A 13788-nucleotide genomic window follows, 5' to 3' on the forward strand; every position below is an offset into this window, starting at 1 on the left:
GTGGACGAAGAAATCGGCCAACTATGGGGACGGCTCCGCGTGCCGCATCCAGAGCATGCCTTGGACAAACTGATTGCAGCCACAGCCTTGATTCATGACCTGACCGTTGTCACGCGCAACGTCGATGACTTTGCAGGAACAGGGGTCCGGTTGTTGAATCCCTTTGACTAAGGAAAAGCACCATGGACCATCTTGACATACGGACGGATTTGTCCGCTTTGCCAGGCGTATCGGACGTGTCAGCCGACTCCCGACAAGAGCGCGTTGTTGTGAGCTTCGTTGACGGGGCGAAGGCCATTGTCGAGCGCGATCCGTTGGACCTGTTTGCGCGACGCGACTCTTACATCATGAGCCTTTCCAGCCAGCCTCAGGCCTTGCAAGATGTGATCTTTGTAGGCCGGCCGCGAGCAAAGGTAATCGAGCATTTGGCGGAGCTGGCTGCTCGCGCCGCGGACGCCACATAAATATCGGAAAAGCCTCGCGATGACTACTCTGCACGCGCTGATTCCTGATGCGGACATGCTGCTCGCCCTTGCGCCCGAGGAGCTAGCGCCCATCCTCCTACGCCTTGCCAAGCAAGACCGCGTGAACCAAAACAACATGTTCACAACGGCAACCGCAACCCCATACCTGTATGGCGCGAATTTCGATTCGAATGGCGGCTATCCGCGGCTCAAGCAGGTGGAGATCGACATGGCGCTCGCTGAGGCATGGAACTGGCTGCAGGTGACCGGGCTGATTGTGCCGGCAAGCGAGCCGAACGGCCGCAATGGCTGGTTTGTTGTGAGCCGTCGCGGAGAGGCCCTGGTGGATGACCATGGGTTCCGTGCGTTCCGAGAAGCCTTCGAGTTCCCGAAAACACTTCTGCATCCGGTTTTCGCGGAAAAGGTTTGGCTGAGCCTTGCGCGTGGCGACTATGACGAGGCTGTTTTTGCTGCCTTCAAGTCCGTCGAGGTAGCAGTTCGGGATGCGGCAGGCCTCGCGGCTACCGACGTCGGCACAGATCTGATGCGCAAGGCGTTTCATACTGCGAACGGGCCGCTCTCAGATCCGTCGCAACCGACAGCGGAGCGCGAAGCGCTGCAACACCTCTTCGCCGGGGCGATTGGTTCGTACAAGAATCCGCATTCGCATCGTACCGTCACGATTGCCGACGCGCGCGAGGCGCAAGAGATGGTGATGCTCGCGTCACATCTAATGCGAATTGTCGACGCGCGCCGAACTCTGCGGCTGAAATCAAAAGGAATAAAACGATGAGCATCAATCCCGACGACATTGGTTTGCGCGGCAGAGTTAAGACGCCTGCCCAAGTGCTCGCCCAACTCGTACTTGACTATCGCGCCAGCGGCAAGCCAGGCCCGGATCAGGACTTGGCGGTGTGCGCGGAGCAGTTACGAGCGATTCAGCTTGCTGGAGCTACTGCGGCGATGATCGGCGGCCTACAGGCGATGCAGCAACTATTTGTGGAAGTCCAGGAAGTGGACCCGCAAGCAGCGTCGTCGCTCGATTCCCTGTGGGATTTCGTTGGCGACTGGCTCTCCTAACTCGACGGAAAAGCAAACGGCGCGCGAGTGCCCCGCATGTCGGCCGGTAGCCGGAGACGCTTGAGGCGTTGGCTGAGTCCCGTCCCGGACTGATGCCGGCAGAACCAGGAACGCCCGCCCCCTATGGAGATTTTGCCATGACGTTGATCGGATCCGTTACCTCTTTCAATGCGCCGCGCCGGCGTCTGGCGACTATTTGGCGGGCTGTGGATTTGGTCTGCGCGTTGGCCGCTTTTCACGCATTTCCCGCGCATGCGCAAGTGCAAGGCCCTGTGTCATGCCAAGCTGAGGTGCAGCGCGTCGGCCAACAACTGATGTCGGCGAACCGCCCTGCACCGTGCGCCACGTGTGCGATCAGGTTGACGCAGACGCTGGGGACCCTCTATAGCCACGGCACACTGCCAAACTTCTACGTGCAGGTTGCCAATGTCAATTGGCATGATCCGCAACATCGTCCGGCAATGATGTCGGGACTGAGCGTCGGGGGGATTCCAGCGGGCGCTAATCTGGCGGCCGACATCGACAGCGGCCACGGTCCACGTGGCTCCCTTCAGTTGCTCTACACAAAAGGGGGCCGACCGATCGCGGTCGCGTCGACAGATCGTAGGGTGTTGATTCCGGTTTCACCTTGCACACCTTCGCCTACGCAGTAGGCTGCAGAGGCATTCCGCGGAGAGCGACCGTTTCCTATCGAAGTTCGAAATCTGCCGAACGCGAATCAGCCGAAAGCGTAAGCGCCGCTCGGGTCAAATTGGAAGGAAAAGCCATATGAAACTCATCCCTATTGCGCTATCCCTGATCCTCACTGGCTGCGGCCAAGCATCGCATGATGCTTGGCCCACGGCATCAGGCCACTACCAACTGGCTGTGGATGGCGGCGGCAATGCGTGGAGATTAGATACGAACACGGGCGAAATGAAGCGTTGTTGGCAAGGCACCCCACCAGCAAAAACAGCGCCGAGTTGCTATACCGCGACTCAGGAGTGACGCGATCCCCACGCGCCTAACGCAAGGAACCGCGAGGCAGAATCGTCGTCGTAGCAGCATAAGACCCATCATCGACAGAGAAAACATGAATCGAACGATCATCGTCGTCGCGCTGATGCTTGCCGGATGTGCATCACCGGCGGTTTTTCGTGACCCCAAGACGGGGCAAGTGGCTCAATGCAATGCAACAACGCCGGGAATTTTCCCGATCATCGCTCAACACGAGATTGACGATTGCGCAGCAGCTTATGGGCGCATGGGCTGGCAGAAGCAGTAGAGCGTGAATCTGGAGCATGGAAAAGCCTTGGCGATGGTGAGTTAAATGACGCGGCCCAGCAGCAGGACTCGGGTATCACGAAAGAGGACAAGCATGGCATTCAAGATCAAAGCCGCCGATCAGAAGCGCATCGATGCAGCGTTCGGCGAACTGACGGCGCAGCGGAGCACGTTGGGAGAGTCTGTGCGTGTGTTCAATGAGGCGGTTGCGGCTGCACGTGCGAAGCTGGAACTAGACGTGGACGCATATAACGAAAAGGTCGATGCGGTGCGGGGCATGTTAGATGACGTGCATCGTGAGCTTGAAGATGAATTCGATGATAGGTCGGCGAACTGGCAGAACGGCGACAGGGGAATCGCGACGAAGGAATGGATCGATTCGATCAGCGCCTTGGCCGAGGAATTAACCGCGTCGGCGCTCGACGTCTTCCCCGAATCGCTCGAATTTGAGGATGTGATCGGCGATGACCCCGCCGAGGGCTACAACGAACTGGACAAGGAAGCGCCGGGCGCAGAGTAATCAGCGGCGGCCTGGCATACCGAGGAAAAGCAAACCATGTCGAAATTGACCCAAGCACTCGCACTGCGGGCTGCGATTAACGTGCTACGTGACTCAGCCGAGTCGCGCAAGATGCCATCAGGCGAGCCGTTAAATGACGCCGTCGTGCAACTGCACCTGGACGCAGCGGATACGCTCGATGAGTCGTTGGCCGACCTTCGGGACCACGAGTAGGAAAAGCGAACGATGGGGCATCGCGAGTGTCACGGATATCGATAACCGGAAGGCGCGTTCTTGTGGCGCTCGTGCTTTGCATAGGTGTTACGTGCATGGCAATTGGCGCAATGCTACTGTTTCAGTTGTCAGTGATCAACCGTGCCATCAGCGACTTCCGTCTGGACGAGGCAATCGAAAGAGCACGAATTAACCGTGGCGAAAAACCTACTATCGACGATTTCCTTAACCCGCCATACCTGAGGCGATACGGCTTGGACCTGAACTTGTACATGGACAAGCAAGGCCATTTTTCGCCAACCGGCTCTGACTGGCAACGATGGGGTCTTCGGACAAAGGCAGCGGCCACAGTGATGTGGCTGGGTCACGATCCACCCGGAACGTGGTGGACCTTCCTTCAGATAAGATGCGTCGACCGCTTTTACGAAGCTCACGCCGACAGCGAGCCGATTGTCGATGTCGCTGACGCTTGCCTCGGCCAACCACATTGACCACAGTATGCCCAACTGGCGAAGCACAGCCGATCAGGTCGGTCCGATCGGCAGCTGCCACGACATCCCCGTTGGGAACCTTTTCGAATACGGGCGCTTCCTGCATCCCTCCTTCGACACCGATCTCGCCGTCATGAGCGTTCGGTGCGAAGCCGAGTTCGACCAGACGTTGTCGTTCGGCTTTCGCGTCGCCGACGCAGACTGCGACATGGCCCTACCCGTCGCCATGCGTATAGGGTTCGGCGCGGCCCTTGTTCCACATCAGTTCGATCTCCGCATCGGCCTCGCCATTGCGCAGATAAACCAGTGTGAATTCGGGGAAGTCGAGCCGATGCGCGACGCTGAAATGGAAAGCTTGCTGGTAGAACTGCAGCGAGCGCTGCAAGTCCTGCACGCGGATCATCGTGTGGATCAGCTTGGCCATGTCGCACCCCCGTGTTGTTAAATTAAAGTAGGGACGCCAACACGAATGTGGTAATGCACGGCTAAATCGCCTTAGGGACTTGCCCTATGCTGCAAGCGCGTCGGTGTTGCAGGCTTTCGCGCTATGGCCCAGGTTCCAGGGCCGGCGCAGATGGCATGGCGACGCGGTTGCAATGCAGCAGGCCATTCGGCGCGGGAGCGGCGATGCGCCGGCAAGATCCGTCTCGTCGTCGCCACCTGCGGATCCTAAAGTCCTTGCAGCCGCCGGCTTTCAACGAAAAGAAGGGGACCGTCATGCCAAACAGAACCTCCCTGCTCCAGCGCGCGGCAGCCGCCGCTGCTTTCTTTGTGCTGATCGCGAGCCATGTGGCCCGCGCCGAAGATAGCGTCGCGCCGGTTCATCCGGCCGCTCGCGATATTGCCCAGGAAGAGCGCAACCGCGCGCTAGTCGTGAACTTCTACGAGGCGGTGTTCAACCGGCACGATCTCAGGACTGCTAGCACCGTGCTCGCACCGAATTACATTCAGCACAATCCGCATGTGCCCACCGGGTCCGCGCTGTTCATCAGCTTCTTTACCGAATACTTCAAGCATGCCCCTGATGCTCGTTCGGCCATCGTGCGCAGTGCGACTGACGGCGATCTCGTCTTTCTGCATGTTCACTCGACCAGCAACCCGCAAGACCGCGGCAACGCCATCGTGGATATCTTCCGCGTCGAGCACGGCAAGATCGCCGAGCACTGGGATGTGATTCAACCCGTGTCCGAGCAGTCGGCCAACGACAACACGATGTTCTAGTCGATCCGGCGAAACACGCTGTCTTCCGTGGGTCTCGACAGCGCGGCGCGGTTCAATCGCGGCTGCCGAACACCGCCTCCCCTTCGAACAGCGTTATCACCGTGTCGACCTCGGAGATTCGATGCGGCGCAACCTCGCGCAGATCGCCGCTCAAGACCGCAAGCGATGCCGGCCGTCCCGCCGAAAGACACCCCGCCTGATCGTCGAAACGCAAGCTAAACGCCGAATTCTGCGTATGGCGGCCCGCCTTTTCTCCGTTAGCGTTCTTTATCCAGCCGTGATAGCGGCGTTTGCTTCGTTCGCCGGTGCTGCTCTAGCTGCGGGAGGCGCTCTTGCGCCAACTGCATACGACGCTCGGTACTGAGCAATTCGACAAACTGCGTCAGGCAACCGTCACGCTTGCACTTAACGACCTTGAGCAAGTGTCAAATGACACAAAGTCGTCCGGACCCAAAGACCAGTTTATAAGGCACAGCGAGCAGTGCTGGACGACTTTGGGTCATTTCTCGGACAACTTTGTGTCGTTTGACAGCAACGCCCACGGTGTTTGCCGCAGAGGACGAGCAATCGATTGCCCGGACTGTTCCGGCAACTGGCGCAGCGCCAGATGAGTCAGCTCGCGTGAACCGTCTCGGCCCTTTGGACCCGTAACAGGAAGTTCCAGGCCGGCTACCCGATCCCACAAACGTTTGGAGCGGACAACTCATTCATGCGGACCGGTGCGATCCGCACTGCGCTGTCCGTCATGGCTGTGCAAATGCGAAGGAATAAAAGGCTTCGATGTCCGTTTACGCACAGCGACTACCCGCGTTGGTGCATCGCGAGCTCTCGCCGGATACCCGTTGCCTTGCCAATCGACAAGCGGGCCGATCTTTTGCGAAATGGAGTCACGACATGAAAACTCTACGCCATCTGTCTTCTCTCGATCCGATCGCTGACGTCACCCGGCTCGCGAAGCCAAAGCGGACATTTCATGCCGCTGCCCGTGGCCTGCGAAATGCGGCATGCGGGGTGGGCCTGCTTGCGCTGTCGTTGGGCTCCGCGTGGGCAGGCACTGACGCGACGATTCTGCCGCCGTCGTCCACGAGCGCATCGACCGTTCCAGCCAACGGCGACCTCAATCCGTACGGCATTGCTTTCGTGCCAAGCGGCGTGCCGTCATGGAGCACGCTGAAGCCGGGGGACGTCGTGGTGTCCAACTTCAACGCCAAGTCGAACCTGCAAGGCACCGGGACGACCATCGTGAAGCTCGTCACCGACAGCAAGCCGGTCACCTTTTTTCAGGGGCGCGACCTCGGTCTCACTACCGCACTTGCAGTGCTCAAGAGCGGCTTTGTGCTGGTAGGCAATCTTCCGACCAAGAGCGGCACAGCCGTCACCTCACCCGGCTCGCTGCTGGTGATCAACCCGCAAGGCGGGCTCTTCAGTGAACTGAAAAGTTCCACCCTGTTAAACGGCCCGTGGGATATGACGGTGATCGTCGATCAGGGGTCGAGGGTCACGGCATTCGTCTCGAACGTGTTGAACGGCACGGTGGCCAGGCTCGATATCAACATCGGGGAGAGCAACGCGACCCTTTTGCAAAGCTCGCTGATCATTGCGTCCGGCTATGCGCATCGGACCGATCCCGCGGCGCTCGTTGTCGGGCCAACAGGACTGGCCTACGATGCGGCCCATGATGTGCTCTATGTCGCGTCAACCGCTGACAATGCGGTGTTCGCGGTTTCAGGTGCTGCGTCGATCACGCACGATGGCGGCATGGGAAGGGTGATTTACCAGGACAACACCCACCTTCACGGGCCGCTGGCGTTGGCGCTTGCGCCCAATGGCGATCTCGTCACGTCGAATGGCGACGCGGTTAATCCCGACCCGCAGCAACCGAGCGAAATCGTCGAGTTCACGCCTGACGGACGCTTTATCGCGCAGATGCAGATCGATCCGACGTCGGGCTCGGCATTCGGCCTCGCGTTTGGGCGCAGCAGCAGTGGCCAGCCGCAGTTCGCGGCAGTCAACGACAACACCAACACTTCGACTGTCTGGACATTGCGTCAAAGCACACCTTGAGCGAATGCCAGAAGTGCGCGCTATCGAAGCCCACCTCGGCACTGAGCGCCGAGGTGGGTGTGGTTGTACACGGAATAAAGCGCCCACCCGGTCGTTTACCTGTTGCCGCGGTGCAAGACGCGGGCTAGGGCTGGCACGGCGGCTTGCCTCGTTTGCGATCGCGATGCCTCATGCGTCGTGGTTGCGTTTGCGCATTGCTGCCACGTTTCTATAAGGACGGAAATCATAATCAGGATCTTGCTGTGTGCCATTGCCTGCGCTGTGCCTGTCACCTGCCTTGCTGAGGCACCGAGGATTTCGAACGGCATGGTGATCGACGACGATGGGATGACGCTCTACACGTACGATAAAGACACGGTGCCGGGGAAAAGCGCCTGCACCGGCGGTTGTGCAACCATGTGGGTGTGCCGTCAGGAAACGGACGAAAACGTACGATAGCCGCACCGCACAATCAATATAATCAACAGCTTGCGAATGGACTCCGTTTTTCGGCCAAGGGTCGGAACGCAGCGTTAGCGCCAAGCCTTATGCGACAGGGCTTCCCGGACGTCTGGCGTACGATTTCGTCCGTTTCCTGACGGCACCCCTGGACGAGCGCTTCAGGGAATTCACCTGGTCACCGGCCAGGTAGCGCGGAAGACTGACGTCGCGATCCACACGCTGCGCCGTATGGATCTCGCGTCATTCCGGTACCGGTTTACGCGGACCACTATGGGTTGGTTGTTGGTCCGGCGGGTGGCCATCGATGTCGTGGCACGTCGATTTTTGCCCGCGGCGGCCAATCACGAAAGGGATCGTGACAACGGCTGCAGGGGCTACGGACTCGATGGCCATACGTTTGCCGGAAAACTTGTCGCAACTGGAATTTATCCCGCGGATTTCGGGGCCGCGCCCGAATGGCTGGGTGCCGTCAACGGCAACCTGAACCCGAATCGCTACCCCACGGTTTTCATCGCTCCCATGAGCGTCTCTACGAGACTGCGTCCCATCACATCAGGGGCGGCGCAAACGGGGATCGAGGTCACGTTCCGGTATAACGCCGTGACGCCAGACTCAGCACGTATAGTCGATGACCGCCCCGGTCACGGTTTGTCTGCACGTAATGAGACGCTCCTGACGCCGAATTTCTCCGTTGCCCGCTGGGCATTGTCAGACAGGAAGCGATACTTGTCGTTGACCTGCTGTGCGACGACGTGCAGGCCGGCCGCCTCGATTGTCTGCTTGTAGCGTTCGACCTGCCAGGCGCCACCGATGCAGGCGGCCCACAGCGTCGAGTTGCATGAAATGCTTTCGGGCAGATCGACATCGGTCACGATGTCTGCAAGCGCAAGCCGGCCTCCCGGGCGCAGCAGCCGCGCCACCTCGCGGAACACCTGAAGCTTGTCAACGGCAAGGTTGATCACGCCATTGCTGATCACCACGTCGAAGCTGCCATCTTCGAACGGCGCGGCGTCGATGTAGCCCTTGACATAGGTGATGTTGCGCACGCCGTGGCGCCGGCGGAGCGCTTCGGCCTTGGCGCGCTGTGCGTCAGTCATGTCCAGTCCGATCACCGTACCCGTCGGTCCGGTCAACAGGCTGGAGACGAAGGTATCCATGCCCGAGCCACTGCCGAGATCGAGCACGCGCGTGCCCTCCATCTCGTCGAGCAGGTGAAAGAAGTAGCCGACGCCGGCGAACGAATCGATGGCCTCGGCGGGGACGCGGTCCAGGTCGGCCGTCGGGTAGCCGAGCCGCTCGGCCAGCGCGCGGCCCATTTCGAAGTGGAATTCGCCGTGCGGATGCTCGGCGACGTCGCGGTACATCGCCTGGACCTTGGTTTCGAGCTCGCCGCGATCTACTTGGGTGGACATAGGGGGCCTCCAGTCCGGAAGTCGCCCCATTGCAAACGCCACTCGAAGCGCCCGGGTCGACGGTTCTCCCTCGGGAAGCATAGGTCAATCGACCGATGCATGTCATGTCCATCACGGTGGAATCGTCCTTTTCGTGGAAATTCTGGCGCTTTGCATTCAAAATCGCTTACTTATCAAGGGCTTATGAAGTAACGCCTCAACGGGGTGTTGTGATACCGCAAAGCCTTGCTGGACGGTGCACTGCGAGCAGCGACCGCCAGATTTGCGCGAAAAGGACGACTACCCCGAGGAGCGCGCCCCATCGGCGCGGCCGTGCTCAATCGCACGTCCGAAATCCGTACGCCGGGAGCGGCAGCTCGGATAACGTGTGGGGAAGGAAAAATCTCGTCCTCGCTTCGCGCCATGCAACAACGCTATCTCGCGATCAAGCGGATCGGTGCAAGACATCAATCGCCGACTGAACTGCATGCGAATCTGCGGCCGTTTGCCACCGGGATCTCCTTAGCATTCCGGGACGCGCTCAAGGAACGCAAGGTGACTTCCGGGCACACCCTGGTGCAGGTTTCTCCAGTCGCAACGAACGTGCGCGACGATCGCTAGTTCTGCACGTCGATGCGTCCGTAGACGCCGTCCGCTTCGTCATTAGGTCCTGCGGCAAAGAACAGCGTGTTCACAGGCTGATTATCGAGTCCATTACCGAACGCAATACCCCACAGCCCGGCCTGCACGAACGGGGCTCCATTCGGCATCTTGACGGTGCCGACGAATTGGCCGCTGGTCGGATCGAAAGCGTTGATGGTGCCCTCGCCGAAATTGCCGATCAGCACGTCGCCGCTCAACGGACCGAAGTTGGCGGGCGCCAGCGCGACGCCCCAGGGTGCATTCAGCGGACCGGCCGATGCGAAGCGCTGCATGAGATTACCTGCTGTATCGAATACATCGACGAAGCCGAGGCCCGGGCCGTCGAGATTGTCATGCAATGCCGCATTCTGTTTTGCGTAGGTCACGAAGAGCTTCGAGCCGATCGCCTGAATGCCGAACGGCGCGAATCCGGCCGGCAACGTCGGGTCCTGAAACTTGCCAGGCAGCGCGACTTTCGTGAAGGTCCTGTCGAAGACGTCGATCTTGCTGTTGTGAAAATCCGTGGCATACAGAAAGTTCGCGCCACCGTTGCTTGCGAGCGCAAGCCCTTTGTAGACCGCGCCCCCGCTGCCGTCGTCGAACACGGTGATCGCGGCCGTCGGACTGACCGCTGGCGACCATGCAGTAACCGTGCCGCCCTCGCCAACGAAGATGAAAACGCCCACGCCGGACTTGCCGCTCTGGCTGACGACGAAATCCGTGGTGCCGTTGAAGACGATGCCGGTCGGATTTGGCGGACCGCTGCTGCCGTCAGGGATGCTGACGACGAGCGATTGCGGCACGCCGTTGCCGTCATAGAGGGTGGCGACCGACATTGCGTTGTCCGCGACCCAGAAGAAGCCCTTCGGATTGAAAGCGATGCCCCAGGGGTTTTTCAGGTTCGCGTCGGTGTGCGGCGCGGGGACGGCGCCATCCGAAACCAGCGCGGTCGCTGTGAACGATTGCACGTGGACGGACCCGTCGCCACACGCGACCAGACTCGCCAAAGCCGCACCGCCCGCCACGATGCTCAATACCTTAAGCAGAGATTTCATGACAGCGCTCCTCATCTGACCGAAGGTCAACGAGATTACTGAACGTGCGGTAACGCCGCTTTATTCCCTTGCCGGCGAACTATTTCAGGGTGCGCGATGGATTTGCGTTCGGCGGGGTGTCGCCCGAGAGACACACGACAACCAGTAGATCAAGGAACGGCTCACAAAGCTGAACTCGCGGCAGCCTCAAACGCTGGGTTGTACTGCCTGCGGGATGCGGCGCCGTTCGCCCGCGTGCGCTTGAGCAGTGACTCCTGTGCATCTCGGAGGTTGGCCGCTTGCTGACGTTCCTCTCCCTTAAAGGCAGCCCGGGTGCGATCGGCACCCAGGTGGCCATCGCGCAAGAGATCATGCAACGCGGCGGAGACTATTGATCTGTGGGCAAGGACAATCAACCCAGCCTGGCTCTATCTAGGGCCATCGGCAAAGCCCAGGTTTGGGCGCCCAAGTTCATGCACACAATCAGGCAAGGCCAGCTCAGAACGGCTCGGAGTACAACGCCGTCCGCCGCCCAGTAGTCCTTTCGCTAGCCCCAACGCTCTTCCCGCGACAAAACCACCGTAGCAGGCTTGCCCTGGTTACCGGTCGTCCGTCGCCTTCACCCAGCGCTTCTGTTTGAATCTACTAGCGCCTTAACCCGTTTGACTCGACAGCCTCCGACCGACCTCACGCCATCGGCGATAAGTGAAGGCGCATCAAGGAACGCACGAAGCAGGTCGCGTCAGCGCGTGACGACCAAAGACGTATGCATCCCCATAGCGTAGTGTCCGGGCTTGTTGCAGATCAGTACGTAGTGGCCGGGTGCCAACTTGAGCGTCAGACGCCTGTTCTTGCCAGGAGCCATGTCCTGCGCCTCTCCCATTTTTTTGAACTGGCTCTCTGGCACTTGTTCCTTTTTAACTGGCAGCTTATCGGCGGCCAGGTCAGTTTTTAGCACGACCAGTTCGTGTGTCTGAGCCGTGTCCGGTGCGTTGCTTACCTCGAACGTGACTGTACCGGCCTTGACACGACTCACATCAAGCTGGATCGCGTTGTTGAGCAAGGTGGCTTTTATCGTCTCGTTTGCGTAACCGGGACTGCAGACGAGGCCGAGCGCGGCTGCACCAAGGAGGACCGCGGCGCTTGGACGGGAGATCATGACATTTTCCTCTGCAAATCGGCCCGAGCTTCCACGTATCGCTGGTCGCCCTACGCATCATGCCTTGGCCGCTCGCTTCATTGAGAAGGGCCGGAAGAAGCGCAAGGAAACGACGTGCGATCCATCGACCGCAGCACGAGTCAATAGCTAACGGCATAGCGCTGCTGACGCCGCCGTCCGGGTCGTGGTCGTCGCAAGCAACAATGAATCTCAGGATCGAATGCGCTTCGAGGGCTGACCATTCCGCCCGCCTGCTCACTACGGTATTAAAACGTCAGCGCAGCACGGTTATTCCTATGTCCAGGAATTATTTTCATGTCCGTCGCTGTCCAATGAAGATGCATGCCGGATGATGACGTACCCAGCGAATCGGAGTTGTACGCACGCGTTTCGCGCAACGCCAATCACCACCGTACGCACTGACATCGGCGTCGACAACCGGCCATGCCACACACCGATTTGGGGCAAGTCAGCGCCCACGATGGGCGTTGCCGCTACAAGCCCGTACGCGAACGCCGTGCCAGCGGCGCCACGCCGACGCAAACCATTGGCACGCTGACGCTGAAATGCGCGACGAGTCCGATGAAGCGAACTCGTTTCCTTTGAGCGCCCGCTAAACGCGACGGTCAAGTACGCCGTGCGCGGCGCCGATGCGGAGGGCGAATTCGACCGCGCGGATGGCGGCATGAACCGGAGTTAACGTTACGGCCACGGGACCCTGGCCACGCTGAAGGTTCAGGTGAGAGTCAAAAGCAGGACTGACGTGCTTCCACAGTGTCAGCGCGCAAGGGGAAGACCGGCGGGCCGCTTTTGCGGTTTGGTCCGTCCGGCAAAGCCGGAAGTGCAGCCGATCAACAAGCGTTCACGCTCGCCCCCAAGGTTGCGCCTTTGTGCCGAACGCAATTTCGGCTCTGTCACCTTCACCACACCCGATTGGAATAAAGCTGTCCCGTCGCACGTTTATTAACACCAGTGGCATGCGATGCTTCGAGCCCAGATCTGTACCCGGATGTCGTTCCTGACCGGGAAGAAGGCAACGTGCCAGGAACCTGGATCGTACTGCCCGCGTGCGCAAGCCTTGCTGCTCCCCCGTTTGCCGACGTACGCAAGACGGACCTCGGCAAATGGCTCGACGATGATGGCAAGACCCGGTGCGTCATCGACAAGGACACCGTTGCTTGGCGAGAGTGCGTGCGGCGATGCCTGTGCCGCGAACTGGCCACCGACGCCTCGCGGATCCATATGACAAGGCGGCGCGGCATACAAAGGACACCGCCTGTACCGGTTTGCGGCGGACAGGGAATACGGCGATATGAATGGTGACGGCTTGAAGGGCATGCGGCACAGCATGAAACTGCGGTCAGGCGATCGGCTCGCTGGCCGCGCTCACAGGAGATGACGTTGAAAGCAGTTCGACTATTTTCAACATTCCTGATGGTTCTCGCAGTCGCCGTGCGGGGATGCTCGTCCGACGGGAGCATGCATGGCGATGGCGCGACGTCCAGCGGTGGTAACAGCAGTGGCGGCGGCGGATATTGATGATCCTGACGACGTCTTAGGGGCCGCGATTGCCTCCATGCGTTTTCGAGGTCGACCCGGCAGCCCCGGCGGGGCGACGAGCGGGTCCTGCGCGATGTGCATTGCAGGGGGTATTGGTGCCTGCCCGTCGAGCAACGCCGGATCCTGCTGTTGGTCGACTCGCGGCGTTCAGGTATCACGAGGCATCGAACCAGGGTAGCGGGAGGCGGGCCATAATCTACGATAGTGACCGGAGGAGTCGAGGCTCGGGCGAGCCGGATCTGTGG

Annotated in this window: 17 protein-coding genes and 2 pseudogenes; 14 read left to right on the plus strand and 5 right to left on the minus strand. The window is 60.0% G+C overall.

All coding sequences use genetic code 11. The features are described 5' to 3' along the window. The 9 genes from AC3WLT_RS32380 to AC3WLT_RS32420 form a co-directional block, all read left to right on the plus strand. Positions 1-171 (plus strand): PIN domain-containing protein (locus tag AC3WLT_RS32380; RefSeq protein ID WP_492595741.1); only part of this gene is annotated, 171 nt, incomplete at its 5' end. Between the two features lie 11 nt (positions 172-182). Continuing rightward, the gene (locus AC3WLT_RS32385; RefSeq protein ID WP_492595701.1) at positions 183-464 is read left to right on the plus strand and encodes a hypothetical protein; all 282 of its coding nucleotides are present in this window, start codon (positions 183-185) and stop codon (positions 462-464) included. 19 nt (positions 465-483) lie between these two features. Further along, entirely contained in the window at positions 484-1257 is a 774-nt protein-coding gene (locus AC3WLT_RS32390) for a TIGR02391 family protein (RefSeq protein ID WP_492595702.1), read from the plus strand. Beyond that, on the plus strand, positions 1254-1544 hold the full coding sequence (locus AC3WLT_RS32395; RefSeq protein WP_492595703.1) for a hypothetical protein: 291 nt from the start codon (positions 1254-1256) through the stop codon (positions 1542-1544). The genes AC3WLT_RS32390 and AC3WLT_RS32395 overlap by 4 nt, the downstream gene beginning before the upstream one ends. Before the next feature lie 768 nt (positions 1545-2312). Next, complete coding sequence (locus AC3WLT_RS32400; protein WP_492595704.1) at positions 2313-2531, plus strand: hypothetical protein; 219 nt, start codon at positions 2313-2315, stop codon at positions 2529-2531. A gap of 85 nt (positions 2532-2616) precedes the next feature. Beyond that, entirely contained in the window at positions 2617-2808 is a 192-nt protein-coding gene (locus AC3WLT_RS32405; protein WP_492595705.1) for a hypothetical protein, read from the plus strand. A gap of 93 nt (positions 2809-2901) precedes the next feature. Beyond that, a complete protein-coding gene (locus tag AC3WLT_RS32410; RefSeq protein WP_492595706.1) occupies positions 2902-3327 on the plus strand; it encodes a hypothetical protein in 426 nt (141 codons plus the stop codon). Positions 3328-3363: 36 nt separating this feature from the next. Then, entirely contained in the window at positions 3364-3540 is a 177-nt protein-coding gene (locus AC3WLT_RS32415; RefSeq protein ID WP_492595707.1) for a hypothetical protein, read from the plus strand. A 95-nt stretch (positions 3541-3635) separates the two neighbouring features. Beyond that, positions 3636-4031, plus strand: a complete 396-nt coding sequence (locus AC3WLT_RS32420; RefSeq protein ID WP_492595742.1) for a hypothetical protein — start codon at positions 3636-3638, stop codon at positions 4029-4031. 139 nt (positions 4032-4170) lie between these two features. On the opposite strand, the pseudogene AC3WLT_RS32425 reads toward AC3WLT_RS32420, so the two are convergent. Then, a pseudogene (locus AC3WLT_RS32425) lies at positions 4171-4455 on the minus strand (VOC family protein); the annotation flags it as partial. Between the two features lie 155 nt (positions 4456-4610). Here AC3WLT_RS32425 and AC3WLT_RS32430 point away from each other — a divergent pair. Continuing rightward, positions 4611-5252 carry a nuclear transport factor 2 family protein gene (locus AC3WLT_RS32430; protein WP_492595708.1) on the plus strand — a complete coding sequence of 214 codons (642 nt, stop codon included), beginning with the start codon at positions 4611-4613 and terminating at the stop codon, positions 5250-5252. Between the two features lie 52 nt (positions 5253-5304). On the opposite strand, the gene AC3WLT_RS32435 is transcribed toward AC3WLT_RS32430, so the two are convergent. After that, positions 5305-5466 (minus strand): hypothetical protein, encoded by a 162-nt coding sequence (locus AC3WLT_RS32435; protein ID WP_492595709.1) that lies wholly within the window; start codon positions 5464-5466, stop codon positions 5305-5307. Between the two features lie 680 nt (positions 5467-6146). Between AC3WLT_RS32435 and AC3WLT_RS32440 the strand changes: the two genes are divergently transcribed. Further along, complete coding sequence (locus AC3WLT_RS32440; RefSeq protein ID WP_492595710.1) at positions 6147-7316, plus strand: hypothetical protein; 1170 nt, start codon at positions 6147-6149, stop codon at positions 7314-7316. Between the two features lie 225 nt (positions 7317-7541). Next, positions 7542-7718, plus strand: a pseudogene (locus tag AC3WLT_RS32445) (hypothetical protein); the annotation flags it as partial. Between the two features lie 680 nt (positions 7719-8398). Here the strand turns inward: AC3WLT_RS32445 and AC3WLT_RS32450 are convergent. Further along, positions 8399-9121: a methyltransferase domain-containing protein gene (locus AC3WLT_RS32450; RefSeq protein ID WP_492595711.1), complete on the minus strand. Its 723-nt coding sequence runs from the start codon at positions 9119-9121 to the stop codon at positions 8399-8401. Between the two features lie 360 nt (positions 9122-9481). On the opposite strand from AC3WLT_RS32450, the gene AC3WLT_RS32455 reads away from it, so the two are divergent. Then, on the plus strand, positions 9482-9769 hold the full coding sequence (locus AC3WLT_RS32455) for a hypothetical protein (RefSeq protein ID WP_492595712.1): 288 nt from the start codon (positions 9482-9484) through the stop codon (positions 9767-9769). Here AC3WLT_RS32455 and AC3WLT_RS32460 read toward each other — a convergent pair. Then, entirely contained in the window at positions 9766-10845 is a 1080-nt protein-coding gene (locus AC3WLT_RS32460; protein ID WP_492595713.1) for a TIGR03118 family protein, read from the minus strand. The two genes, AC3WLT_RS32455 and AC3WLT_RS32460, sit on opposite strands and share 4 nt — an antisense overlap. Before the next feature lie 721 nt (positions 10846-11566). Then, the gene (locus AC3WLT_RS32465) at positions 11567-11983 is read right to left on the minus strand and encodes a plastocyanin/azurin family copper-binding protein (RefSeq protein WP_492595714.1); all 417 of its coding nucleotides are present in this window, start codon (positions 11981-11983) and stop codon (positions 11567-11569) included. Positions 11984-13259: 1276 nt separating this feature from the next. Here AC3WLT_RS32465 and AC3WLT_RS32470 point away from each other — a divergent pair. Next, on the plus strand, positions 13260-13382 hold the full coding sequence (locus AC3WLT_RS32470) for a hypothetical protein (RefSeq protein WP_492595743.1): 123 nt from the start codon (positions 13260-13262) through the stop codon (positions 13380-13382). The last annotated feature ends 406 nt before the right edge of the window (positions 13383-13788 follow it).

Source organism: Paraburkholderia sp. FW306-2-2C-D06C (genome assembly GCF_058781505.1).

What these genes read in the sequence shown, in the direction of transcription:
- AC3WLT_RS32385 (WP_492595701.1), top strand. Translation starts at nt 183, where the DNA reads ATGGACCATCTTGACATACGGACGGATTTGTCCGCTTTGCCAGGCGTA.
- AC3WLT_RS32390 (WP_492595702.1), top strand. Translation starts at nt 484, where the DNA reads ATGACTACTCTGCACGCGCTGATTCCTGATGCGGACATGCTGCTCGCC.
- AC3WLT_RS32395 (WP_492595703.1), top strand. Translation starts at nt 1,254, where the DNA reads ATGAGCATCAATCCCGACGACATTGGTTTGCGCGGCAGAGTTAAGACG.
- AC3WLT_RS32400 (WP_492595704.1), top strand. Translation starts at nt 2,313, where the DNA reads ATGAAACTCATCCCTATTGCGCTATCCCTGATCCTCACTGGCTGCGGC.
- AC3WLT_RS32405 (WP_492595705.1), top strand. Translation starts at nt 2,617, where the DNA reads ATGAATCGAACGATCATCGTCGTCGCGCTGATGCTTGCCGGATGTGCA.
- AC3WLT_RS32410 (WP_492595706.1), top strand. Translation starts at nt 2,902, where the DNA reads ATGGCATTCAAGATCAAAGCCGCCGATCAGAAGCGCATCGATGCAGCG.
- AC3WLT_RS32415 (WP_492595707.1), top strand. Translation starts at nt 3,364, where the DNA reads ATGTCGAAATTGACCCAAGCACTCGCACTGCGGGCTGCGATTAACGTG.
- AC3WLT_RS32420 (WP_492595742.1), top strand. Translation starts at nt 3,636, where the DNA reads ATGGCAATTGGCGCAATGCTACTGTTTCAGTTGTCAGTGATCAACCGT.
- AC3WLT_RS32430 (WP_492595708.1), top strand. Translation starts at nt 4,611, where the DNA reads ATGGCGACGCGGTTGCAATGCAGCAGGCCATTCGGCGCGGGAGCGGCG.
- AC3WLT_RS32440 (WP_492595710.1), top strand. Translation starts at nt 6,147, where the DNA reads ATGAAAACTCTACGCCATCTGTCTTCTCTCGATCCGATCGCTGACGTC.
- AC3WLT_RS32450 (WP_492595711.1), bottom strand. Translation starts at nt 9,121, where the DNA reads ATGTACCGCGACGTCGCCGAGCATCCGCACGGCGAATTCCACTTCGAA.
- AC3WLT_RS32460 (WP_492595713.1), bottom strand. Translation starts at nt 10,845, where the DNA reads ATGAAATCTCTGCTTAAGGTATTGAGCATCGTGGCGGGCGGTGCGGCT.
- AC3WLT_RS32465 (WP_492595714.1), bottom strand. Translation starts at nt 11,983, where the DNA reads ATGATCTCCCGTCCAAGCGCCGCGGTCCTCCTTGGTGCAGCCGCGCTC.